Genomic DNA, 18,982 nt, shown 5'->3' on the forward strand with positions numbered 1-18,982 from the left:
AAGGGTCGGCGGTCGGCCGAGGCTCGCCGGTCCCGGCGGGTCACCGTCGAGGAGAGCGTTCGAAGTAGTGCGGACCGACGGTCGAACGGAGGAGACCGCGCGGAGGCCGAACTCAGTCCGAGATGAACTCGTTGTCGCGCCAGTTGACGCCGCCGTCGCCGTCGCCGGCGCCCTGGGGGCTCTCGACGACCTCGATGCTGGCGGGGCGTCGCTCGCCCTCGACGATCCGGGTCGCTTCGAGCTCCTCGTCCTCCTCGGTGATCGCCGTCAGCGTCCCCTTCTCGGAGAGGGTCGCGATCTCACGCAGCACCAGGAACATGGGATACTGGAGCGCGGAGTTCTGGAGGACGGTCTCGCGGTCGCCCTTGAAGCAGGCGAACTCGACGAGCTCCGACGGGATCTCCTCTTCCTCGTCGTCCATCCACTGGGGGCCGCCGGCGCGGGGCGGCTCCTCCTCCCAGACGCGGGTCTCCGTGACCGACGCCTTCAGCTGGGCGGTGGGCGTGTATTTGCTGATGCTCTCGTCGTCGGACAGGGCCTTGATGATGAGTGTGTTGTTTCGACGCGTGATGTCGATGTCGTCGATCTCCGGCGGGAGGTCGGGATCTTCGTCGAAGTACGTCTCTACGTCTTCGAGTGGCAGTTCGAGCGTCGAATGAAGTCGGAACACGCGGCCTGTCATTGTTTGTGGAATGCGGTGGGGTCGAACCGGTGGTCACTGCGGCAGCGCCGGTGGCTGCACCTACCCCACGTAGGCACCGTAGGTTTATATGGACTGCCCTTCGACGTGTTCGGATCGGAGCGACTGTCGAGACGCTCGGTCCGCAGTCGTCCGGTCGAGCGCGCTCTTCCCTCGGCAGGGGCCCTCACTCGGCGCCGAGTTCGGCCGCGAGCTCGCCGCGTTCCTCCAGTTCGGCGAGCACGTCGCTGCCGCCGACGAACTCCCCGTCGACGAACGTCTGCGGGATCGTCTCCCAGCCGCTCTCCGACTCCAGCGCCTCGCGGTACTGGGGGAGCGCGGGCAGCACGTCGACCGTCTCGAACTCCTCGACGTGGCCGGAGATCAGTTCGACGGCCCGTTTCGAGTAGCCGCACTGCGGCATCAGACGGTTCCCCTTCATGAACAGCACTACGTCGTTTTCGGCGATGACCGACTCGACGCGCTGGTTGATCTCGTCCGGTTCGGCGTCGGTTTCGGGGCTGAACGTCATGGCGTCCGGTACGCGCCGGCGAGGCAAATGGGTTCCGCACGGGATGGCGCGCGCGACGGGTTCCGGAGCGGCCGCTCGCTTACTCGTCGCGGTCGACGCGGACGACGTCGACGAGCGAGTACACCGGGACCCCGTCGATGGCGTCGTAGCCCATCTTGTCGACCAACACGACGCACGCGGCCGGCTCGCCGCCCTGTTCTCGGATCGCGTCGATCGACTCGCGCATCGTGGTGCCGGAGGTGATGATGTCGTCGACGACGTAGCAGTCGCGGTTGCGGATCGCCGCGAAGTTCCGCGAGAAGCCGCCGCCGTGTTCGTCGATGTCCCCCTCGTCCCACTGGTGTTTCGCGGGCGCGTACGTGCCGAGGTCGGTGTCGAGACGGTCCGCGACCGCCGTCGCGAGCGGCGCACCGGCCTTCTCGATGCCGACGGTGAGGTCGACTTCTTCGCCCTGTTTGGCGAGCAGGTCGGCCATCGCGCTCGCCGCGTAGCCGAGCCGAGTCGAGTCCCGACCGAGCGCCGACCAGTCGACGTGGATGTCGGCGGACGCGGTCGTCCCCGCGGACGCCTCGCTCTCGTCCGAGCCGCCGCCGCGCTCGACCAGCCAGCTCGCCGTCTCCCGGGAGACGTTCAGTTCGTCCGCGATCTCACCCTTCGAGAGCCCGCGTTCCGCTAGCTCGGCAGCGCTTTCTATCAGGTCGTCAACGTTCTTCATACGCGGCAAATTCGACCGCCGTTTTAATAGTCGTGTCGTCATCCGCGAACGCGGCCTCGAAGTCGTCGAGCCCGTAGACGCCGGTCACGAGATCGCCGAGGAACGCCTCCGAGAGGGCCGCGAGCGATTCGACGGCCGCCTCGAAGTGGCTGTACCCGGAGTTGACGCTGCCGACGAGCGCCTTGTTGTGGAGGACCAGTTCCCGGTGGAGTCGCCCGCCGTCGATCTCGAACTCCCAGTCGCCCGGGACGCCGAGGAGCGCGCCGACCCCGTTGGGCGCGAGCGCCTCGATCGTCTCGAAGGCGTGGGGCGCGTATCCGGTCGCCTCGAAGACGAAGTCCGCCGGCTCGTACGCCTCGGGGACGTCGGGGATGGCGGTGTCGTTGGAGTTCACGTACGTCGCCCCCAGCGACTCGATGATGTCGATCGTCGGGTCTGGCCGCTCGCGCCGGCCGAGACAGTAGATGCGTTCGAAGTCCTCGTCGAGGGTCGCGACCGTCAACAGGCCGAGCGAGCCGTTACCCAACACGAGCGCCGACTCGGGGTCCCAGTTGAACGCCGACCGGCTGGCGTAGGCGTGTTCGATGGCCTTCTCGGCGATCGAGATCGGCTCGACGAGGAACCCCCACTCGGCGAGCGCCGGGGGGATCTCGACGAGGAACTCCGCCGGGCTGGTGAAATACTCCGCCATGAAGCCGTGGGCCCCGACGATGCCTCGCTCGTGGTACTGGCCGTCCGGCGCCATGTCGGGCTCGCCGCGCGCGAAGTACTCGTTCGCGCCGTTCGGCGGGCGCCGCACCGTCGGAACGACGACGTCTCCGACCTCGAACGGCGTGTCGTTCGGGTCCTCGACCACGCCGACCGCCTCGTGGCCTAACACGAGGTGGTCGTCGCCGGCCGGCGTGGCGCCGTGGCCGCCGGCGATGACCTCGTGGTCCGTCCCGTCGACGCCGACCCGGAGCGTCCGGACCAGCGCCTCGCCGGCCGACGGTTCCGGTCGCGGCTTCTCTGTCACGACCGGTTTGTCGGCCCCTTCGTAGACGGCGATCGCGTTCATGTCTCCACTCACGCGGCCAGTCACCAAAAGATTTCTTTTATTATGAGTAAACACCGATCCCGTATCGACCGTGGAGTTTTCAGTCGCTCGAGCGTATCCGTGCCCGTGTGTACCCTGACTCTCGCGTGGCGAACGTTCGGTGACGTCCCGGTCGCGCTCGCGGCCACCCGCGACGAGGCGCTCGACCGCCCGAGCGAACCGCCGGCGGTGCGCTTCGGCGGCGGAGACGACGTGGACGGGAGAGACGACGACACCGGAGACGCCGGGGTCCGCTACGTCGCCCCGCGCGACGCCGAGGCCGGCGGCACGTGGATCGGCGCCTCGGAGAGCGGGCTCGTCGTGGCCGTCACGAACCGGTGGCTCGACGCCGACCGTGAGGGCGAGCGCTCTCGGGGACTGCTCGTCCGCGACTGCCTGACGGCCGCCTCCGCGGAGGACGCGGTGCGAGCGGTCGAGGGCGAACTCGACGCGCGCGAGTACGACGGGTTCAATCTCGTCCTCGCCGACGACCGGGCGGCGTTCCTACTGGCGTACGACGGCGGCCTCACGGTGACGCGACTCGATCCGGGCGTCCACGTCGTGGGGAACGTGGGGGGCGTGGTCAACGGCGCGGAACGGTTCGCGATCCCGGAGCGACGCCGCGAGTTCGGCGGGGAGCGAGCCGACAGCGCCAGGCGGATTGCGAGCGCGCTCCTTCCTCAGCCGGGCGAGTCGGGGGCAACGTGGCTCGACCGCGCGAGCGGCGTTCTCGCCGACCACGAGTACGGCGCCTGTCTCCACGGAGACGGGTTCGGGACCCGGTCGTTCACTCGGATTCGAACCGGCCGTGACCCCGAGGTCGCGTACGCCGACGGGCCGCCCTGCGAGACGCCCGCGGAGACGGTGTCGCTGCCGACGGAGTTCACGCTCTCCGACGAGTGAGACGGCGCGGTGCTCGCGGTTCGTCCGACCGGAAAGCCAGTTTTAAGCGATTCGGGAGGCGTGTGAGACTATGAGCGCGTCCGAAATCGAGTCCGATCTGTCGGCGGACGAGCGCGCCGGCCTCGAACTCATCCGCGAGACCGGCGGGATCCACCAGAGCGACTTCTGGAAGAACCTCGACGTCTCCTCGCGGAAGGGAAGCCGCATCGCCGAGGCGCTGGAGGAGTCGGGACTCATCCAGCGAGAGGACACCGTCTACGACGGCCACAACACCTACTATCTGGAGCCCGCGCCGCGCGATCTGGACTTCTCGCTGTTGATGGCCGACGACATGCTCTCGCCGTTCATCGGCGAGGAGGAGGTCGACGCGCAGGCGGACGCCTTCTCGCAGTGGATGATGAATCTCGCGTACGAGGACTACTGAGGCCACTGGACCCGCGTTCGACCGGTCGCGTCCGTTTCCTTCTCGTTCCGTTCCGCCGGCGGCTTTTTCTCACCGAACGACGAACGAGCCGTCCGTGAAACGTGCCCTCCCGCTCGCGGTCGGCGTCGGCCTCCTGATCGGTCTCGGCGTTCACCGACTCGTTCCGTCCGTCCCGCTGTCGGCCGGAACGGCCGCTATCTACGTCGGAGCGGCGTACGTCTGGTTCGCGTTCGACGTCTCGCTGCTCGCGCACTCTCGGCGGTTCGACGACCGCATCGACGGACTCGGCTACGGCGTCGGGCTCTTCGGAGTCAGCGTGACGCCGCTGTTTTTCGCCCACACCGCGGGAAACGACGCCGCGACGGTCGGGTTCGCGGTCGCGTTCTTCGGCGCGGTCGGATTCCTCTCGCTCAGCGAACAGGCACGGCGCCGGAACGACCGAGTCGAGTGAACGGCCCGACGCCGGAGCGACCGGGTCCGACAGGCCGCACGACGCAGGAGTCTCGGCGCCCGCTCAGAACAGCAGGATCGCGAGGAGCGCGACGCCGACCGTGAGCGTCAAGACCAGTACGCTGCGACCGATTCCGGACTTGATGTCGACATCCGCCCCGGCTCGCTGGACCGCCGCCTGCGGGTCGGTGACCGTCCGGATCGTCAGTCGGGTGAGCCCGACCGCGGCCCGGTCGACGGCGGCGTAAAGCTCCGTGACGCCGACGACGAGCCCGCGAGTCCCGTAGAAGAACGCGGGGTTGTACAGCGAGTCGACGTCCGGGACGCGGCCGAGCTTCGAGAGCGGTTTCTTCGTGAGCGCGAAGCCGATCAGTCCGAGGACGGCGAGTGCCACCCCCTCGACGAGGTGGTCGACGGTGTACGTCTCGTACACCTTCTCGACGACGGCCTCGCTCGTCACGTCGAACGGGAGTATCCCGAACAGTCCGACGTCGGCGGGGACGACGGCCGCGAGCGGTGAGGTGGGAACGAGGACGCCGTATGCGACGCAAAGCACCGCGACCGCACCCATCGCGACGGTCTGTCCGCGGTTCGCGTCGCGCACGTCGCCGTCGTAGCTCCCGTGGAAGAAGGCGTAGTAGCCGAACTTGATGAACGACATGAACGTCCCGATTCCGCCGAGCAGGAGCAGCCATTCGAGCGTGTGGAAGTCGCCGATCGGGAGCGGCCCCTTCGGGAAGGTGTAGTGGCTCCCGGAGATGATGATCCCCTTGCTGACGAAGCCGTTGAACCCGGGGAACCCGGCGATAGACAGCGCGGCGATCGTGAACGCGCCGGCCGTGACCGGCATGTCGCGGGCGAGCCCGCCCAGCTTCTTCAGACTCTCCTCGCCGGTCCGGTAGACGACGACGCCGGCGGTCATGAAGAGGAGCCCCTTGTAGAGGATGTGGTTGAACACGTGGGCGAACGCGCCGGCCTGCGACAGCGCCGACCCGATGCCGACGCCGGCGATCATGTAGCCGACCTGCGACTGGATGTGGTACGAGAGCAGCCGCCGCATGTCGTTCTGGAACAGCGCGAACGTCGCCCCGAAGACGGCCATCCCGCCGCCCATGTACGCGATGGCGACGTGGCCGTCGGGGAACGCCCGGTACATCCCGTAAACGCCGGTCTTCGTGGTGAACACGCAGAGGAAGACGCTGGCCGCGATATGGGGGCGCGGGTAGGTGTCGGGGAGCCACGCGTGGAGACCGATGAACCCGACGTTGACGCCGATCCCGATCGCCGCGAGCGCGGCCGGCAGCCCGGCCACGATCCCCGCGGTCTCGGGACCGCCCGGAACGGTCGCGAACAGGAAGGTCCCCTTCGCGACGTAGTTGCCGAGGACGGCGGCCATCAGCAGCGTGCCGCCGAGCCCGTGGAGCAGGGCGTATCGGAAGCCGGCCCGGACCGCCTCGCCCCGGTAGTGCCAGACGAGCAGCGTGCTGGTGACGGCCATCAGCTCCCAGAAGAACAGCAGCGTGAGCCAGTCGCCGGCGAACACCGCGCCGAAGCTGGTCGCGACGTACGAGAACGCGAAGGCTGTCTGGACGCTCTCGGCCTCGCTCGCGTACGAATACAGGACGGCGACGACGCCGATGATCCCGAATATCAGTCCCATCAGCCGCGAGAACTCGTCGACGTTGAGCAGCACGGCGTCGAAGCCGAGGAACGTGGCCTGGAGGTGCGGGCCGGCCGGGACGGTCCACGCCCAGGCGACCGCCACGCCCGAGGCGGCGACCCCCAGCGCGTGGCCGACCCGACGGGACGTTAAGCCGATCAGTACGGCGACGCCGAGCAGGACCGGTCCGGGCGGCAGCGCGGTGAGCGCGCTCGTCATCAGACCACCACCCCCGGGAGCGAGCCGACGACCGTCTCGACGATCCTGAGGAAGACGGCGGTCCGCGGGACGACCCCGAGGAGGACCGACAGGCTCGCGGCCGTCAGGATCGGGCCGAGCATGAACCACGTGCTCTCCGCGCCCCGCCAGCCGCGGACGTCCCAGCCGCCCGCCGGCGGGCCGCCGTGGTGTCCGTCATGAGAGGCATCGTGAGCGTCGTCGTGGCTTTCGGCGTCGTGAGCGTCGGCGTGGCCGTCCGTTTCGTGAGCGCCGTTGTGACCCGCCGTTTCGGTCTCGTGACCCCCATCGGCTCGGGGGCCGCCGCGGCCGCCGAGCGGAGCGGACAGGAGCGGCTTCTCGTCGTGTTCCTCGGGCGACTCGAAGTACGCCTGGTAGACGATGGGCCAGAAGTACGCGATGTTGAGGACGCCGGAGACCAGCAGCGCGGCGGCGAAGACGAGGCCGCCGCCCTCTAACGCACCGATGACGATGTACCACTTGCTGACGAATCCGGCTATCAGCGGAATTCCGGCCATCCCCGCGGCGGCGACGGCGAACGCGGCCATCGTGAGGGGCATCCGGTCGCCGATGCCGGCCATGTCGCTGATGTCGTCCGTGTGGGTCTCGACGTGGATGGCCCCCGCACAGAAGAACAGGGTGAGCTTCATGAACGCGTGCGCCGGGATGTGGAGCAGCCCGCCGATCAGCGCGTCGCCCTCCAACAGCGCGAGCCCGAGAACGATGTACGAGAGCTGGCTGATCGTCGAGTACGCCAGCCGGCGCTTGAGGTTGTCCTGTCTGAGCGCGATGACGCTCGCGGTCAGAAGCGTGATCGCCGCGACCGCCGCGAGCGGTAACGCCACGCCCAGCTCAGCCATCGTCTCCGTCCCGAACACGTCGAGGGCGACGCGGGCGATGCCGAATATCCCGCTCTTGACGACCGCGACCGCGTGGAGCAGCCCCGAGACGGGGGTCGGCGCGACCATCGCGTCGGGGAGCCACGAGTGGACGGGCATCAGGGCCGCCTTGACGCCGAACCCGCCGGCGAGGAGGGCGAACGCCGCCCGGGCCAGCGTCGGGTCCGCGGTCGCGAGCGCCTCGATGCCGCCCGGCGTGAACGCCGTGGTGCCCGTCAGCACGTAGACGAGCGCCGTCCCGCCGAGGACGGCGACGCCGCCGCCGAAGGTGTACGTGAGGTACTTCCGGCCGGCCGCGCGGGCCTCGTCCGTCTCGTCGTGCGTCACCAGCGGGTACGTCGACACCGTCAGCAGCTCGTAGAAGACGAACAGGGTGACGAGGTTCGCCCCGAACGCGACGCCGACGGCGCACGCGAGGCTGGCGGCGAAGGAGGCGAAGTACCGGGTCTGCGCGTGTTCGCTCAGACCCCGCATGTACCCGATGGAGTAGAAGCTCGTGACGATCCACAGGAGGCTCGCGAGCAGCGCGAAGAGGATTCCGAGGGGGTCAGCGCGGAGCGCGAGCGAGATCCCGTTGCCGAAATCGCCGAGCCGGGTGACGTAAGTGGTGCCCGCGAGCACGCCCGGCACCATACTCGCCACGAGGCCGAACTTCGTCGCGGCGACGGCGAGGGTGACCCCCTCGCGGACGTTCGGCCGCGACCGAAGCGAGAGGATGATCGGGATGGCTACGGCCGACACGAGCACGGCGAACAACGGTCGAAGGGAGGCGACGTCAGTCATTGGCGTATCAGCTCGAAGACGGTCTGGTCGATCAGCTGGTCGATCACGGGCACGGCGGCCGTGAGTCCGACGGCGAGGAGCGCGGCGACGACGACGGTGACGATCATGCCCGTCGAGACGCTCTCGCCGCCGTCAGTGGCGGCGGTCGACTCCGACGTGATCGTCGGTTCGGCGAAGAAGAGCCGTTCGCCCAACCGCGCAAAGTACGCCAGCGTCAGCAGCGTACTCGCCAGCAGGACGACGACCACTGGCCAGATACCGGCCTCGACGGCGCCGAGGACGATGTACCACTTCCCGACGAACCCGATGGCCGGCGGGACGCCGACCATTCCGAGCGCCAAGAGGGTGAAGACGCCGGCTGCGACCGGCACGCGGCCGCCCATCCCGGCGTAGCCGCCGACCGTCGTCGCGCCCGTCTTCCGCTCGATGATCCCGGTGACGGCGAAGAGCCCGCCCTTCATGACCGCGTGGCCGACGAGGTGGACGGTCGCACCGACGACGGCCAGCGGCGTCGCGATCGCGAACCCGGCGATCACGAGGCCGAACTGCGACACCGACGAGTACGCCAACATCCGCCGGACGTCCGACTGCGCGACCGCGAGCGCGCTTCCGGCGACGATACTGACGCAAGCGACGCCCACCAGCGCCCAGCGCGCGAGGGGGACGGCCTCGAGGAAGTCGACCGTGAACACCGAGAACAGCACGTGTGCGAGTGCGTACGCCGACACCGTCGAGACGAGCGCCGAGATGAACGCGCTCACGCTGTCGGGCGAGTCCGCGTACGCGTCGGGCTGCCAGGTGTGAAGCGGGAACAGCGCGACCTTCACCGTCAGGCCGGCGACTATCAGTCCGAACGCGGTCAAGACGAGCGTCGAGTCGTAGCCGACCTCTGCGAGTTTGCCGCTGAGGTCGGCCATGTTCAGCGTGCCCGTGGCCGCGAGGGCGTAGCCGACGCCGAGCAGGTACAGCGACGCGCCGATGGTCCCGATGACGAGGTACTTCAGGGCCGCGACGGCCGAGCGCGCACCCGGGCCGCTCGCGACGAGCCCGTACGCCGCCAGTCCCGTGATTTCGAGGAAGACGTACAGGTTGAACACGTCTCCGGTCACCGTCATCCCGGACAGGCCGGCGACGAGCAGGAGGAACTGCGAGTAGAAGGTGTTCGCGTGCGGGCCGGCGTGACGGGCGTACGCGAGCACCCCGAGCGAGACGGCGCTGATGAGGACGACGAGCAGGATCGTCAGCCCGTCGGCGACGAGTTCGATCCCGTACGGGGCGACGAAGCCGCCGACCGCGTACCGCACGATGCCGTCGGTCCAGACGGTCCACGCGAGCGCGGCGGCGAGCGCGGCGTGGCCGAGCGTCGTCGCGGTCGCGACCGCCCAGCCGACGCGGTCGTAGCGCAGGCTGGCCAGCGGCGGGACCGCGGCGCCGACGATCGGCAGGACGACCAACAGGACGATGAGGTGATCAATCATGGTAGAGTTGCTCTAAGGTTTCTTCGTCGAGCGTGCCGTACTCGGAGTAGACGCGCACGACCAGCGCGAGCGCCACCGCCGTCAGGCTCACCCCGACGACGATGGCGGTCAGGATGAGCACGTGCGGGAGCGGGCTGACGTACGGGCCAGCGCCCTCGGAGATGACCGGGGGATTCCCGCCGTTGCGGAACGCGAGCGTGATGAAAAACAGGAATATCCCGGTCTGGAACACGTTCATCCCGATGACCTTCTTCACGAGGTTCGGCGACTCGATGACGGTGTACAGGCCGATACCGAGCAGCAGGGCGACCGCGTAGTAGTTGTAGTGGGTCGTGAGCAGGTCCAGCGTCATGACGGGTCCTCCTCGGCGGTCTGGTCGAAGCCGCTCGCGAGCAGGAAGAAGAGCCCGATCGCGACGGCCGCGACGATGGCGCCGATGCCGAGTTCGACGAGTTCGATCGCGTACTTGATCGCGTGACCGAACAGCGCATCGTACTCCGCGTACTCGAGGAACTGGCCACCGAGCGCCATCGTGCCGAGGCCGATCCCGGCGAACACGAACACGCCGCCGGAGGCGAGCGCCGCGACGACGCGGACGTCGAGCCACTGTCGGGTCGAATCGATACCGTAGGCGAACGCGAGCATCATCACGACCGACCCGGCGATGACGCCGCCCTGAAACCCGCCGCCCGGGGTGTCCGCGCCGTGGAACATGATGAACAGCGCGAACGTGAGGATGAACGGGGCGACGACCCGGACCGTCGTCATGATGATCGTCGACTCGACGTACAGTCCGGGCGCCTCGTCGGTCGTGCCGGACGCTGCGCCGGCCTCCGCGTCGTCCGCGTCGCCGGCGTTCGAGTCCGCGTCCGCGGCGCTCATGCCACCACCTCGCGGCGGAGGACGGACAGCGTGACGACCACCGCGGAGAAGACGACCACGCCCTCGCCGAGCGTGTCGAAGCCGCGGTAGGCCGCCAGCACCGCTGTCACGGCGTTTTTGACCTCCGTCTGGGCGTACGCGTTCTCGAGGTAGTACTGGGTCACCTCGCCGCCGACGACCGCCGAGTCGGGGTCGCCGATGGCCGGCAGCGCGGGGACCGTGGCGCCGATCAGCAGGACGAACCCGCCGACCAGCGCCACCGTCCGCCACCGGATCGGCTCGAACAGCCGGTCCGCGTCGGGCGAGGCGGTGTTCGACAGCGCCAACAGGAACAGTATCGTCATGATGCCGGCGCCGACCGCCGCCTCGGTGAGGCCGACGTCCGGCGCCTGAAGCACGAGCCAGAGCACCGAGACGCCCAGGCTGTACGCCGCGAACGCCATCACGGCCGCCAGCGTGTCCTCCAGCAGGGCCGAGCCGAGGGCGCAGCCGAGAGCGAACGCCAACAGCGCCGCCTCGATGAGTGTGAACGACATCAGTCGTCCCCCTCGTCGGCGGTCCACGGTTCGATTCCCTGGTCCTGTGCGGCGCGGGCGACGGCGTGTGCGGCCGTCGGATTCGTGATGAACATGAACAACAGGAGGAACACCGACTTCGCCGTCGAGAGCCCCGATTGGAGCGCGAGCGCGGCGGCGGCGACCGCGAGAATGGCACCCAGCGTGTCGCTCTTCGAGGCCGCGTGCGACCGGGTGTAGACGTCCGGGAGTCGGACGAGACCGACCGCCGCGACGCCGCCGAAGAAGGCGCCGGCGAGCGCGAGGGCGACGATGCCCCACTCGGCCGGCGTCACAGCACACCCCCGCGCTCGACGTTGAATTTGGAGAACGCTATCGACAGCAGGAAGTTCAACAGTGCGTACACGAGCGCCACGTCGAGGAACGTCGACTCCTGGTACGCCGCCGCGACGAGCGTGATGGCGATGACGGTGTTCGTCCCGGCGACGTTCACCGCGATGACGCGGTCATGCGTCGTCGGTCCGGCGTACACCCGGTACAGCGCGACCACGGCGAACAGGACGAAGGCCGCAGCGATGGCCAAAAGCGCCGCTTCGAACTCAACCATCCCGGCCCTCCCCGTCGTCACCGCGCTCGCGCGGCGTCGGTATCCGCGCCGCAGCGCGACCGTAGAAGACGAACCGGACCGCACGCTCTAACCCGCCGTCGAAGAGGTCCTCGCGGGAGTCGGCGGTCAGCGAGTGAATGTCGAACGAGCGCTCGGAGACGTTGACGGTCAGGGTGCCCGGCGTGAGCGTGATGCTGTTCGCGAGCGTCGTCACCGCGCCGTCGCCCCACACCGCGGCCCGGAGCTGAACGACCTCCGGGTCGATCGGCATGTCGGGATGGAGCACGACGTACGCGACCTGGAGGTTCGCGACCGCGATCTCCTTGACGAGGTACGGCGCGTACACCACCAGGCGGGCGAGCCGCCGGAGCGTCAGTCCGAGCGGCGCCGACCGGTTCGCGACGACCGGCGCGAGGACGGCGGACACGATAGACGCCGTCACGAAGCCGGTCAGGAAATCGAGCGGCTTCCACGCGCTCAGCGACATGTAAAACAGGTACGAGACGACGAACACGGAGAGGTACTTCGACAGCGACGCCGCGCGGGCGAGCGCCGCGCTCTGAGTCGGCCGGTCGTCCGGAGCCGTCTCGACCGGCACGTCGCCGCGGCCCAGCTCCACCGACATCGGCCGCAGCATCGACGCGGTGCCGGCGGGGTTGTACCCCGGATCGACGACGATCTGGTCGATCCCCGCCTCAGCCGCGTACTCGAGGAGCGCGTCGGCGAAGTCGCCCGGACTGAACAGGTACCGGTCGGTGCCGACGATTTCGGTGACGACGGTCACCCGGTCCGACAGGCCGTCGGCCGCGTCGCTCCCGTCGCTCTCGGTGCCCGTGTCCTCTTCGATCCAGAGCGGGACGCGCTCTAACTGTTCGCGCGCTGAGCCGAGTTCCTCGGGCGCATCCGGGTTGACCGACTGCGTCTGCGCCGCCACGACGAAGTGGAGCTCGACCGGTCGGTTCGGTGCCGCCGCACTCGCCTGCTCGACGGCGTACGAGACCGTGTCTCGGAGCGTGTCCGAGTCGCCGACGGGGACGAGTATGCGGTGGGCGTCTGTGTCTGACATGTGTAAACTATCTCTCGCGTCTTCGCGTGAAAACGGCGAGACTATCCACCGAGTTCAAGCGATGGGACGCCCAAAACTATTTCGCTATACCTCGGTCGAGGCCCCGGATTCCCCGAGTACGTCGGCGAGTTCGTCGGCGACGCGCCCGCCGAGGCCGTCCTTGTCGCCGACGAACTCGTCGGGGTCGTCCCGACCGACGAGCAGCGCTCGCGTCTCCTCGCGGCCCATCACGCTCGCGTCGTTGGCGACGACGAAAGAGAGGCCCACCCGGTCGCGGATCCGCTCGGCCTCGGCCACCATCGCCTCGTCGTCGCCGGAGGTCTCGGCCTTGAATCCGACGATGGGGAGATCCGGGTACGCCTCGCGCACCGAGTCGATGAGCTTCGGCGTCGGCCGCAGGTCGACCGACAGCGGCGACCCCGACCGGATCTTCTGGTCGACGGCGTCGGCGGTGAAATCGGAGATAGCGGCCGCGGAGATCAGCGCGTCGGCGGTCGCGGCGGTCCGCCGACACGCCTCGATCATCTCGTCGGCCGTCTCGACCGCCGCGACGTCGGCGTACGGCACGTCGGGACCGTCGTGGACGAGCGTCACCTTGGCGCCGCGGACGTAGAGCGCTCGGGCGACCGCGCGCCCGGTCTTCCCCGAGGCGCGGTTCGTTAAGATCCGGATCGGGTCGATCCGCTCTTTCGTCGCGCCGGCGGTGACGACGACGTGCGTCCCGGAGAGCGTCTGCGGCGTCGTCGCCCGCGCGACCTCCGTCACGACGTCCTCCTCGGCGGCGATCTTCGCTTTCCCCTCCTCGATCCGCGGGTCGGCGAAGCGGACGCCCCACGACTCCAGGCGGTCGAGCGCGTCGAGGACGCCCGGGTGGTCGTACATCGGCTCGTGCATCGCGGGCGCCATCACGACCGGCACGTCGGCGCCGAGGGCGGTCGTCGCGCAGGTGGTAACGGGGGTGTCGTCGACCGCGGCCGCCACCTTCCCCGCGGTGTTCGCGGTCGCGGGCGCCAACAGGAGCACGTCGGCCCACCCCTCTCGGCCGCAGAGTTCCACGTGTTCCACGCTGCCGGTGATCTCGGTGACGACGGGCTCGTCGGTGGCGAAGTCGACGGCCCACGGATGGACGATGTTCGTCGCCGCCGGGGACATGACGGCGCGGACGCTCGCGCCGTGTCGGCGGAGTTCGTGGGCGAGTTCGACGACCTTCACCGCCGCGATGCTCCCGGAGACGCCGAGCGCGACGTTGACCCCATCCAGCATTACCGAAACGCTCGGTCCGGGGCGATTTATAACATCGCGTTACGCCTCGGGGAGGGTTCCCACGGTCGCCAGGGGGGATGACGAGGCGAGCCTCTGGGAGGCGGCTCAGACGCCGAACGTCGCGCGTAGCATGTCGCGGGTGCCGGGACCGAGGCCGACCGCGAGGACGGTGATGAGGAGGAGGATCGTGTACCGGGGCGACTCGTCTTTCATCTCGCCGTTGAACACCCAGACGACGAACGTGGCGGCCGCGAGTTTCACGAGGAGGAAGGGCCACGCGTCGCCGGTGACGGCGAGGACGGAGTCGGGCAGGAGCCGGGCGGTCCAGTCGACGATCAGCCTGTTGACGACGTGTTTCGGGACGAGGTTCGCGGTCCCGGTCAGCGCCGGCATCCAGTTGAGGCCGATCACGTTGGCGACGCCGTCGATCGCGTGCCCCCAGATGATGACGATCCCCGCGGCGCCGGTCCCCTGTCGGATCGTCGGTATCTCCCGCGTCGCTATCGCCCACGTGACCGCGGTCGCGACGGTCGCGATGACGAGCGTCGGCACGAGCACCTGCGGGTAGAACTCGACGTAGTCGGTCGTCGCGGCGAGGTACGAGAGGTAGCCGACCGCGGCCGCGAGTCCGACCGCGCCCGACGCGAACAGCGGGCGCGCGTAGTCGTCGACGATCCCGCGCCGGTCGAGTCCGTACGCGGCCATCACGCAGGCGAGCGTGAACGCGAACACCGTGAAGTAGATGAACGGGCTGATCAGGACCGCGCTCGCCGGGAAGGGGATCAGCGGCTCGACGCCGGCGGCGGTCGCGGCGACGCCCGCGTCCTCCACCGTCCGCATCGCGCCGCCAAGCAGCATGAACGGGAACAGGGCGAAAAAGAAGCGGAGTTCGGTCCCGATGTCGAGCCGGCGGAGGAGGAAGACGACGCCGATCAGCATGCCGAGGAGGATGACCACGTAGCTCAGCGTCGAGACGGTGGTGTACCCCGGGAACGCGACGACCTCGCCGGCGGCGACCGCGGACTGACACGCCCCGCTGGAGCCGAGCAGTTCCGTGACCCCGCCGTCGCGGACCGCGCACTGCGCGCCCTCGCCGTCGGCGACGACCGGCCCCCAGAAGTACCGCCAGAGGAACCGGTCGTAGACGAGGCGCGGGAAGACGACGGAGCCGAGCGCCAACAGCGCCGTCGCTCCGCCGACGACGGCGGCCCAGGCCCGCTCCGGCGAGAGGTCGAACCGATCCGCGACCGCTGTACTCATGATCACCGATCGGGGAGGTCGCGAGTTGAGCGTTCCGGTCCCGAGCGAGCGCGGAGCGCCGCCGTCGAGCGGTGTCGCGGCGACTTACAGCGGCGGCCCGGGCTGCTCGTAGTCGGTGTCGAGGATCACCATCGTCTGCGACCGCGAGAACCCCTCGATATCCGCGATCTGGTCGAACATCAGCTCTCGGAGCCGGTCGGTGTCGGCCGCGACGACCCGAAGCATGACGTCCCACTCGCCGGTGGTCAGGTGGATCTCGCGGACCCCGTCGATCCCGCGGAGCCGGTCGAGCGCGTCCTCCTCGCGGCCCTGCTCGACGCGCAGACCGACGAGGGCACCGACGCCGTACCCGACCGCTTTCGGGTCGATGTCGGCGTGGTATCCCCTGATGACGCCGGCGTCTTCGAGGCGACTGACCCGGTCGTGGACGGTCGCGCTGGACATGTCGATCCGGCGTGCGACCTCCGAGAACGGGGTCCGTGCGTCCTCCTGGAGGATTCGCAGGATCGCCCGGTCCGTCTCGTCGAGTTCCATACCGGCCGGTACGGTCGGAGCAGTCTTTTCACTTCCGGCCGCACGGAGGCGTCCGCGAGCGCCGCGCGCCTCGTTTCGCCGCGCTCTCGCCCCTACTCGGCGTCGTCCCGGCTCTCGAAGGACCCGCCGCGGATCGTCTCCTCGGCCGCGTCGAGCGCGTTCTCGGAGTCGAACGACGAGGCGATCCCCGCTAACTCCGCGGGCGTCGCGTCGGCGAGGTCTCGCGCGTGAGCCGTCACGTTCGGCACCGCCCGGAGCAGGTTGTCGATGATCGGCACGTCGGCGGTCCGGGGGGACCGGCTCCCGGGGTTGAGATCGACGACGATCTCCGTTTTCCCCATCGCGTCGAGGGCGGCGGCGCGGTCGCCGTCCTCTAAGGGGACCACGACCACGTCGGCCGCCTCGATCCCGTCCGCGTCGACGACGCCGCGAGCGTGGTCGAGACCGGGGATCTCGCCGTCGCCGGCGAGCCCCTTCACCTCGCTCGCGCCGTGGTCGCGGAGGTGGTCCGCGATCCGACGGGCGCGCTCGTCGGTGTGATTGAAGAGGTTCACCTCGAGGTCGGCGTCGACCGCCCCCGCGAGATCGACCGTCTCGCTCGGCGCGAGCGCCGCGACGTTCCCGTTCACCGAGATGACCGGCCGGTCGGCGAGGAGGAGCGTCGCGGCCGCCGCGCGCGCCGCGTCGTCGGCGCTCGGGATCGTTCGCTCGCCGAGGAGGTAATCGAACGCCTCGCCGCGCCCCTGCGCGATCAGCCCCTGTTTCGAGGTGATCCCCTGCTCGACGCCCGCCTCGATCCGGTGGCGCGTCACGAGCGACGCGTAGCGCGGGTGGTCCTCGGGGATCTCCGTCTCCGTCATACCCGAGCGAGGCGGCGCGCCGATTAAAGTGGACCGTTCGCTCGCGGCTCCGGACCGCGGTCTTCGGGTGGACGATCCGGCCGTTCACGCCAGTAGGAATGGCATAACTAAGGGTTTGAGATCAGTAACAACCGCGTGTGATGGACCGTACCGGCAAATACACCGTCGTCGACGCGTGTAACGACCACGGGGCGATCACGCTCCGTGAATATCCCCGCAACGGGACGCTGTACGTCGTCGAGTACGACGATCCCGACGTGGAGTCGGCGCTGTCGGAACTGGAGGTCGGCTCCGTCGTCGAGCTCGACCTGCGGCGTGCGGGCCGCCGAGGCAACGCGTGGTGCGCGGAGTCCGCTCGGGCGGTCGAAACCGGGTGACCGACGCGGGCCGGTCGCCACCCGTCGCGGCCGATCTCTTCTTTCGGTCGGGTCCCGTCAGGCGACGCCGATCCGCTCGCGGTAGGTGCCGTACTCCGCCTCGAACACCGCCATGACCTCGCACATCGTCGCGTACTCCTTCACCGCCGTGACGATCGCGGGCATCACGTTCTCGCCGTCGTCGACGGCGTCGCGCAGGTCCTCCAAGGCGGCCTCGACCGCGTCGTCGTCGCGCTCGGCTTTCACCGACTCCAGCCGGTCGAGCTGTCGGTCGCGGGTCGTCTCGTCGACTCGGAGCAGGTCCGGCCGGGTGTCCTCTTCGATCTCGTAGGCGTTGACGCCGACGACCGTCTCCTCGCCCTCGTCGACGCGCTCTTGGTACTCGTAGGCGGACTCCTGGATCTCGCGGTGGAAGTACCCCTGTTCGATGCCGCGCAGGACGCCGTCGCGGACGGAGCCGTCGCCCATCTCTCTGATCTCCTCGATGTACGCCATCGCGTCGGCTTCCGTCTCGTCGGTGAGCGACTCGACCGCGAACGAGCCGCCGAGCGGGTCGACGATGTCGGCCGCGCCCGACTCGTCGGCGATGACCTGTTGGGTCCTGAGCGCGACCCGCACCGCCTGCTCCGAGGGGAGCGCGAGCGCCTCGTCGAAGGAGTTGGTGTGGAGGCTCTGTGTCCCGCCCAACACGCCCGCCAGCGCCTGAATCGTCACGCGAGCGACGTTGTTGAGCGGCTGCTGGGCCGTCAGCGACTGGCCCGCGGTCTGGGTGTGGAACTTCAGCTGCTTCGACGCGTCGGCCTCGGCGTCGTACCACTCGTCCATGACGGTGGCGTAGATCCGGCGGGCGGCGCGGAACTTCGCGACCTCCTCGAACAGGGAGTTGTGCGAGTTGAAAAAGAAGGAGAGCTGCGGCGCGAACTCGTCGACGTCGAGCCCGCGGTCGAGACACGCCTCGACGTAGGCGAACCCGTCGGCGAGGGTGAAGGCTAGCTCTTGGACCGCCGTCGACCCCGCCTCGCGGATGTGATAGCCCGACACCGAGATGGGCTTGAACTTGGGCGTCTCCGCGACCGCGAACTCGATCGTGTCCGTCACCAGATCGAGCGACGGCGCCGGCGGGATCACCCACTCCTTCTGCGCGATGAACTCCTTGAGCATGTCGTTCTGGAGGGTCCCCCGGAGCTCCTCGCGGGGGATACCCCGCTCGTCGGCGAGGGCGACGTACATCGCGTAGATCACCGGCGCGCTCGGGTTGATCGTGAAGGAGGTCGACACCTCCGTCAGGTCGATCCCGTCGAAGAGAATCTCCATGTCCCGCAGCGTGTCGACCGCGACGCCCTCCTTTCCGACCTCGCCGAGCGACATCTGGTCGTCCGAGTCGATCCCCATCAGCGAGGGCATGTCGAAGGCCGTCGAGAGCCCCGTCTGCCCCTCGTCGATCAGGTAGTGGAACCGCTCGTTCGTCTCCTCGGCGGTGCCGAACCCCGCGAACTGCCGCATGGTCCACGTCCGGCCGCGGTACATCGTCGGGTACACGCCGCGGGTGTACGGCTCCTCGCCCGGGAAGCCGAGGTCCTCGTCGTAGTCGGTGTCGGCCACGTCCGCGGGCGTGTAGATCCGGTCGACCTCGCGGTTCGAGACGGTCGCGAACCGGTCTTTCCGCTCCCCGTGGCGGTCCAGAGTGGGGTCGAGCGTCTCCGCCTCCCACGACTCCTTCGCCTCGCGGATCTCGGAGAGCTCCTCGTCGTCGTACATACCGCCCGTTATCCGCCGGTTGCGT

Annotated in this window: 22 protein-coding genes; 4 read left to right on the forward strand and 18 right to left on the reverse strand. The window is 69.1% G+C overall.

Going from position 1 to position 18,982, the window contains the following annotated elements:
• Positions 1 to 112: 112 nt before the first annotated feature.
• The 4 genes from ACZ5KW_RS14360 to ACZ5KW_RS14375 form a co-directional block, all read right to left on the reverse strand.
• Positions 113 to 682, reverse strand: coding sequence for a DUF7110 family protein (locus ACZ5KW_RS14360; protein ID WP_343780786.1), 570 nt, complete (start codon positions 680 to 682; stop codon positions 113 to 115).
• Positions 683 to 866: 184 nt separating this feature from the next.
• Positions 867 to 1,211: a glutaredoxin family protein gene (locus ACZ5KW_RS14365; protein ID WP_343780784.1), complete on the reverse strand. Its 345-nt coding sequence runs from the start codon at positions 1,209 to 1,211 to the stop codon at positions 867 to 869.
• 79 nt (positions 1,212 to 1,290) lie between these two features.
• Positions 1,291 to 1,926, reverse strand: a complete 636-nt coding sequence (gene gfcR / locus ACZ5KW_RS14370; RefSeq protein WP_343780782.1) for a transcriptional regulator GfcR — start codon at positions 1,924 to 1,926, stop codon at positions 1,291 to 1,293.
• Positions 1,913 to 2,983, reverse strand: a complete 1,071-nt coding sequence (locus ACZ5KW_RS14375) for a glucose 1-dehydrogenase (RefSeq protein ID WP_343780779.1) — start codon at positions 2,981 to 2,983, stop codon at positions 1,913 to 1,915. The genes gfcR and ACZ5KW_RS14375 overlap by 14 nt, the downstream gene beginning before the upstream one ends.
• 105 nt (positions 2,984 to 3,088) lie before the next feature.
• On the opposite strand from ACZ5KW_RS14375, the gene ACZ5KW_RS14380 reads away from it, so the two are divergent.
• The 3 genes from ACZ5KW_RS14380 (at position 3,089) to ACZ5KW_RS14390 (ending at position 4,779) form a co-directional block, all read left to right on the forward strand.
• The gene (locus tag ACZ5KW_RS14380; RefSeq protein ID WP_343780777.1) at positions 3,089 to 3,904 is read left to right on the forward strand and encodes an NRDE family protein; all 816 of its coding nucleotides are present in this window, start codon (positions 3,089 to 3,091) and stop codon (positions 3,902 to 3,904) included.
• 70 nt (positions 3,905 to 3,974) lie between these two features.
• The gene (locus ACZ5KW_RS14385; protein ID WP_343780775.1) at positions 3,975 to 4,328 is read left to right on the forward strand and encodes a helix-turn-helix transcriptional regulator; all 354 of its coding nucleotides are present in this window, start codon (positions 3,975 to 3,977) and stop codon (positions 4,326 to 4,328) included.
• A gap of 94 nt (positions 4,329 to 4,422) precedes the next feature.
• Complete coding sequence (locus ACZ5KW_RS14390; protein ID WP_343780773.1) at positions 4,423 to 4,779, forward strand: hypothetical protein; 357 nt, start codon at positions 4,423 to 4,425, stop codon at positions 4,777 to 4,779.
• Positions 4,780 to 4,842: 63 nt separating this feature from the next.
• Here the strand turns inward: ACZ5KW_RS14390 and ACZ5KW_RS14395 are convergent, their stop codons facing one another.
• The 13 genes from ACZ5KW_RS14395 to ACZ5KW_RS14455 form a co-directional block, all read right to left on the reverse strand.
• Positions 4,843 to 6,657, reverse strand: a complete 1,815-nt coding sequence (locus ACZ5KW_RS14395) for a Na(+)/H(+) antiporter subunit D (RefSeq protein WP_343780771.1) — start codon at positions 6,655 to 6,657, stop codon at positions 4,843 to 4,845.
• Positions 6,657 to 8,357, reverse strand: a complete 1,701-nt coding sequence (locus ACZ5KW_RS14400) for a cation:proton antiporter (RefSeq protein WP_343780770.1) — start codon at positions 8,355 to 8,357, stop codon at positions 6,657 to 6,659. Before ACZ5KW_RS14400 ends, ACZ5KW_RS14395 begins: the two co-directional genes overlap by 1 nt.
• On the reverse strand, positions 8,354 to 9,835 hold the full coding sequence (locus ACZ5KW_RS14405; protein WP_343780769.1) for a monovalent cation/H+ antiporter subunit D family protein: 1,482 nt from the start codon (positions 9,833 to 9,835) through the stop codon (positions 8,354 to 8,356). Before ACZ5KW_RS14405 ends, ACZ5KW_RS14400 begins: the two co-directional genes overlap by 4 nt.
• Entirely contained in the window at positions 9,828 to 10,187 is a 360-nt protein-coding gene (locus tag ACZ5KW_RS14410; RefSeq protein WP_343780768.1) for a cation:proton antiporter subunit C, read from the reverse strand. The genes ACZ5KW_RS14405 and ACZ5KW_RS14410 overlap by 8 nt, the downstream gene beginning before the upstream one ends.
• Positions 10,184 to 10,717, reverse strand: a complete 534-nt coding sequence (locus tag ACZ5KW_RS14415) for a Na(+)/H(+) antiporter subunit B (protein WP_343780767.1) — start codon at positions 10,715 to 10,717, stop codon at positions 10,184 to 10,186. Before ACZ5KW_RS14415 ends, ACZ5KW_RS14410 begins: the two co-directional genes overlap by 4 nt.
• The gene (locus ACZ5KW_RS14420; protein WP_343780766.1) at positions 10,714 to 11,253 is read right to left on the reverse strand and encodes a DUF4040 domain-containing protein; all 540 of its coding nucleotides are present in this window, start codon (positions 11,251 to 11,253) and stop codon (positions 10,714 to 10,716) included. The genes ACZ5KW_RS14415 and ACZ5KW_RS14420 overlap by 4 nt, the downstream gene beginning before the upstream one ends.
• Entirely contained in the window at positions 11,253 to 11,567 is a 315-nt protein-coding gene (gene mnhG / locus ACZ5KW_RS14425; protein WP_343780765.1) for a monovalent cation/H(+) antiporter subunit G, read from the reverse strand. The genes ACZ5KW_RS14420 and mnhG overlap by 1 nt, the downstream gene beginning before the upstream one ends.
• Positions 11,564 to 11,839, reverse strand: a complete 276-nt coding sequence (locus ACZ5KW_RS14430; protein WP_343780764.1) for a cation:proton antiporter — start codon at positions 11,837 to 11,839, stop codon at positions 11,564 to 11,566. Before ACZ5KW_RS14430 ends, mnhG begins: the two co-directional genes overlap by 4 nt.
• Complete coding sequence (locus tag ACZ5KW_RS14435; protein WP_343780763.1) at positions 11,832 to 12,905, reverse strand: monovalent cation/H+ antiporter subunit E; 1,074 nt, start codon at positions 12,903 to 12,905, stop codon at positions 11,832 to 11,834. Before ACZ5KW_RS14435 ends, ACZ5KW_RS14430 begins: the two co-directional genes overlap by 8 nt.
• An 84-nt stretch (positions 12,906 to 12,989) precedes the next feature.
• Entirely contained in the window at positions 12,990 to 14,168 is a 1,179-nt protein-coding gene (gene coaBC, locus ACZ5KW_RS14440; protein ID WP_343780762.1) for a bifunctional phosphopantothenoylcysteine decarboxylase/phosphopantothenate--cysteine ligase CoaBC, read from the reverse strand.
• 105 nt (positions 14,169 to 14,273) lie between these two features.
• Positions 14,274 to 15,428 carry a DUF63 family protein gene (locus tag ACZ5KW_RS14445; RefSeq protein ID WP_343780761.1) on the reverse strand — a complete coding sequence of 385 codons (1,155 nt, stop codon included), beginning with the start codon at positions 15,426 to 15,428 and terminating at the stop codon, positions 14,274 to 14,276.
• Positions 15,429 to 15,512: 84 nt separating this feature from the next.
• The gene (locus ACZ5KW_RS14450) at positions 15,513 to 15,962 is read right to left on the reverse strand and encodes an Lrp/AsnC family transcriptional regulator (protein ID WP_343780760.1); all 450 of its coding nucleotides are present in this window, start codon (positions 15,960 to 15,962) and stop codon (positions 15,513 to 15,515) included.
• Between the two features lie 92 nt (positions 15,963 to 16,054).
• A complete protein-coding gene (locus ACZ5KW_RS14455; protein WP_343780759.1) occupies positions 16,055 to 16,822 on the reverse strand; it encodes a phosphopantothenate/pantothenate synthetase in 768 nt (255 codons plus the stop codon).
• Between the two features lie 140 nt (positions 16,823 to 16,962).
• On the opposite strand from ACZ5KW_RS14455, the gene ACZ5KW_RS14460 reads away from it, so the two are divergent.
• Positions 16,963 to 17,199, forward strand: a complete 237-nt coding sequence (locus tag ACZ5KW_RS14460; RefSeq protein WP_343780997.1) for a hypothetical protein — start codon at positions 16,963 to 16,965, stop codon at positions 17,197 to 17,199.
• A 57-nt stretch (positions 17,200 to 17,256) separates the two neighbouring features.
• On the opposite strand, the gene ACZ5KW_RS14465 is transcribed toward ACZ5KW_RS14460, so the two are convergent.
• The gene (locus ACZ5KW_RS14465) at positions 17,257 to 18,957 is read right to left on the reverse strand and encodes an acyl-CoA mutase large subunit family protein (protein WP_343780758.1); all 1,701 of its coding nucleotides are present in this window, start codon (positions 18,955 to 18,957) and stop codon (positions 17,257 to 17,259) included.
• Positions 18,958 to 18,982: the final 25 nt, after the last annotated feature.

The sequence above is a fragment of the Halorubrum ejinorense genome, assembly GCF_055389685.1.

Bases quoted from the DNA above. Each gene is read 5' to 3' on its own strand.
- ACZ5KW_RS14445 (WP_343780761.1), bottom strand. From the start codon at position 15,428: ATGAGTACAGCGGTCGCGGATCGGTTCGACCTCTCGCCGGAGCGGGCC.
- ACZ5KW_RS14400 (WP_343780770.1), bottom strand. From the start codon at position 8,357: ATGACTGACGTCGCCTCCCTTCGACCGTTGTTCGCCGTGCTCGTGTCG.
- ACZ5KW_RS14430 (WP_343780764.1), bottom strand. From the start codon at position 11,839: ATGGTTGAGTTCGAAGCGGCGCTTTTGGCCATCGCTGCGGCCTTCGTC.
- ACZ5KW_RS14365 (WP_343780784.1), bottom strand. From the start codon at position 1,211: ATGACGTTCAGCCCCGAAACCGACGCCGAACCGGACGAGATCAACCAG.
- ACZ5KW_RS14415 (WP_343780767.1), bottom strand. From the start codon at position 10,717: ATGAGCGCCGCGGACGCGGACTCGAACGCCGGCGACGCGGACGACGCG.
- ACZ5KW_RS14405 (WP_343780769.1), bottom strand. From the start codon at position 9,835: ATGATTGATCACCTCATCGTCCTGTTGGTCGTCCTGCCGATCGTCGGC.
- ACZ5KW_RS14375 (WP_343780779.1), bottom strand. From the start codon at position 2,983: ATGAACGCGATCGCCGTCTACGAAGGGGCCGACAAACCGGTCGTGACA.
- ACZ5KW_RS14395 (WP_343780771.1), bottom strand. From the start codon at position 6,657: ATGACGAGCGCGCTCACCGCGCTGCCGCCCGGACCGGTCCTGCTCGGC.
- ACZ5KW_RS14450 (WP_343780760.1), bottom strand. From the start codon at position 15,962: ATGGAACTCGACGAGACGGACCGGGCGATCCTGCGAATCCTCCAGGAG.
- ACZ5KW_RS14460 (WP_343780997.1), top strand. From the start codon at position 16,963: ATGGACCGTACCGGCAAATACACCGTCGTCGACGCGTGTAACGACCAC.
- ACZ5KW_RS14455 (WP_343780759.1), bottom strand. From the start codon at position 16,822: ATGACGGAGACGGAGATCCCCGAGGACCACCCGCGCTACGCGTCGCTC.
- ACZ5KW_RS14420 (WP_343780766.1), bottom strand. From the start codon at position 11,253: ATGTCGTTCACACTCATCGAGGCGGCGCTGTTGGCGTTCGCTCTCGGC.
- coaBC (WP_343780762.1), bottom strand. From the start codon at position 14,168: ATGCTGGATGGGGTCAACGTCGCGCTCGGCGTCTCCGGGAGCATCGCG.
- ACZ5KW_RS14435 (WP_343780763.1), bottom strand. From the start codon at position 12,905: ATGTCAGACACAGACGCCCACCGCATACTCGTCCCCGTCGGCGACTCG.
- ACZ5KW_RS14360 (WP_343780786.1), bottom strand. From the start codon at position 682: ATGACAGGCCGCGTGTTCCGACTTCATTCGACGCTCGAACTGCCACTC.
- ACZ5KW_RS14385 (WP_343780775.1), top strand. From the start codon at position 3,975: ATGAGCGCGTCCGAAATCGAGTCCGATCTGTCGGCGGACGAGCGCGCC.
- ACZ5KW_RS14410 (WP_343780768.1), bottom strand. From the start codon at position 10,187: ATGACGCTGGACCTGCTCACGACCCACTACAACTACTACGCGGTCGCC.
- ACZ5KW_RS14465 (WP_343780758.1), bottom strand. From the start codon at position 18,957: ATGTACGACGACGAGGAGCTCTCCGAGATCCGCGAGGCGAAGGAGTCG.
- gfcR (WP_343780782.1), bottom strand. From the start codon at position 1,926: ATGAAGAACGTTGACGACCTGATAGAAAGCGCTGCCGAGCTAGCGGAA.